This is a genomic window from Hymenobacter agri, from assembly GCF_054778495.1.
In genome coordinates, this window is record NZ_BAAGZM010000655.1 from 1 (window position 1) to 2,260 (window position 2,260).

General features: G+C 63.5%; 3 protein-coding genes and 1 pseudogene. All 4 read right to left on the minus strand.

All coding sequences use genetic code 11. The annotated features are described in order from the left end of the window. A partial coding sequence (locus tag ACYVDE_RS20680; protein WP_460503430.1) for a beta-ketoacyl synthase N-terminal-like domain-containing protein occupies positions 1 to 919 on the minus strand: 919 nt, incomplete at its 3' end. Further along, a complete protein-coding gene (locus ACYVDE_RS20685) occupies positions 919 to 1,326 on the minus strand; it encodes an acyl-CoA thioesterase (protein WP_460503431.1) in 408 nt (135 codons plus the stop codon). The genes ACYVDE_RS20680 and ACYVDE_RS20685, both read right to left, overlap by 1 nt. A 31-nt stretch (positions 1,327 to 1,357) precedes the next feature. Next, positions 1,358 to 2,002, minus strand: a complete 645-nt coding sequence (locus tag ACYVDE_RS20690) for a hypothetical protein (protein ID WP_460503432.1) — start codon at positions 2,000 to 2,002, stop codon at positions 1,358 to 1,360. A gap of 48 nt (positions 2,003 to 2,050) precedes the next feature. Next, a pseudogene (locus tag ACYVDE_RS20695) lies at positions 2,051 to 2,260 on the minus strand (hypothetical protein); the annotation flags it as partial.

Consider the following 2,260-nt stretch of genomic DNA (forward strand, 5'->3'; position numbering starts at 1 on the left):
CCTTCACGCTACTCACCGGCTGGCCTGCTACGCCCGCCAGCGCAAACGCCTTGGCTTCCATGGCGTCGTTGAAGGGCGTGGCCGTGCCGTGGGCCGCGATGAAATCCACCGCGTCGGCGGCCCGGCCAGCGCCAGTCAACGCTTCATCAATGGCGTTAGCCAACTCCTGTCCGGTGCGCGACGGCCCCGAAATGTGGTTGGCATCGTTGCTGATGGCCCCGCCGGCCAGCCGCACCAACGCGCCCGAGTCCAGCTTTGGCGCAGTAGCTGTAAGGACCACCGTAGCCGCCGCCTCGCCCAGATTGATGCCGTCGCGGTCATCCGAAAATGGCCGGCACGGCCCGGCGCTCAGCGCTTGGAACGCCCCAAAACCCGAGAGCACGAAGCGGCTCACGGTATCAGCCCCGGCCACCACGGCGGCATCGTATTGCCCACCGGCCAGCAGGCGCTGCGCCACCAGCAGCGCTGCCACGCCCGAAATGCAGGCATTCGACACCACCACCGGCGTGCCCGGGCTACCGAAGTGTGCCGCCACCACCCGCGCCGAATGTGTAAGCTGCAGCCGCTTGTACAGCTCGTCGGTCAGTTCCGGCTCATCATCCAGCAGGCCGATGTTGCCTTTGGTGGTGGCCAGCACCAGCACTGTGCGCGGCGAAGTCAGGTCGACGGCCGTTTGCGCCACGGCGTCGGCGATGGAGGCAATGAGCAGCTGCTCGAAACGGGTATACTCATCGAGCGGGCCAAGCTGGGCCGGCGGCTGCCAGTCGGCCGGTAGCTTCGACGCCCACACGGGCTCGCCGCCGGCGAATACCGGCGGGTATTCGGCCACCGCCGAGCGGCCCGCCACTACCGCCGCGAACGTTGCCGCCGAGGTGTCGCCTAGGGGCGAAACGATGTTGTGTGCCGCCACGAAAGCCATTACGCCGTCAAATTAGCCGGTAGCCGGTGCTGCTTCCAGTCCGCGAAAAAGTCGGGCATGCTCAGCAGCAACTCGCGCGAGTGGCGGTCGAGAAATACCTGGGTGGTGCTGCCGGTAGCCACCAATTCGTGCCGGGCCAGCTGGTAAATCTTGTAATCGAAATGAATGCGCGCCGCCGGGTTGTCCACGTAAGTCGTCTCAATTAGAATGGAGTCGCCGTAGGCCAGCGGGCGCTTGTAGTCGCAGGTAAGCTGCACAATGGGCGTTACCAAACCGTTTTCGTACACATCGAGGTAGCCCAGGCCGTGCTCGGCCCCGAACGCCTCGCGGCCGTCCTCAAAATAGCGTACGTAGTGGCCGTGCCAGGCAATGCCCAGCGAGTCCACCTCGTTGAAGCGCACCTTCACCTCAGTGCGCGTGGTAAGCGTGGCGGCGGGGTTATTTGCCGGCGAATTTCTTCTTCCAGTCGCCATAGTTGTACTTGATTTGCTTAATGCCGGCATTAAGCGGCGCGGCCCAGTGGTTGCGGAAGCCAAAGCCCGCGCCGGTACCGCTAATCTTCTGCGTGAACAGCAACTGCTTGGTGGCCAAGTTCACGAACGCCGCCCAGAAAATTTCTGATTCGCTGCGCTTATTGATGGTTTCGATGATGAACACCAGCCCGACGCCGCTTGTGCCGGCCGGGTAGTCGTAGCGCTGCACCAGTCCGGCAATGGTTTCGGGCGTGAAGGGGGCGCGGGGCGCCGTGTCGGCCGGCACGATGATGGCGGCAGTATCAATCTTGGCATTCGCCGATTCGGCGATGTTGATGGCGTACTCCACCGGGCCGGTGCGGTGCAGGGCTTTTTGCAGGTCGTACTTGCTGGCTTCCTTCACCAGCAGCTCGTCCATTTTGGTGAACAGGCCCTTCATCTCGTTGGCGCCCACAGTCATCGGGTCGCCGTAGTAGCGGGTGCTTGAGCAGTCGAGGCCCATGAAGGTGAGCGGCAGCTCGGGCTTGCTGAGAAATTCGCCAAAGGTCTGGGCCTGGGCGCCGGCGGCGGCCAGCGAAAGCAGCGCCGCCAGTAGAGTTGTTTTAAACATCAGGGAAAGGAAAACAAAGGGCGTCACGCCGCGAAATAGCGAGGGTAGCTACGCCGGATTCTTAATAAAAATGCGCATTTCGCATTCGGCAAAGGTAGTGTCGCCGGCCCGCACCGTGCCGCGCACAATGGTGAAATCAAGCACCTGGTTTTGCACCACCACTTCGGTGCTGAGCACGGTGCCCACGGCCGGCAGCGCGCCCACGCGCAGGTCCTTGATGGCAGCAATGAAGCCGAGGGGCGGCGCGCCCGTGGCGCC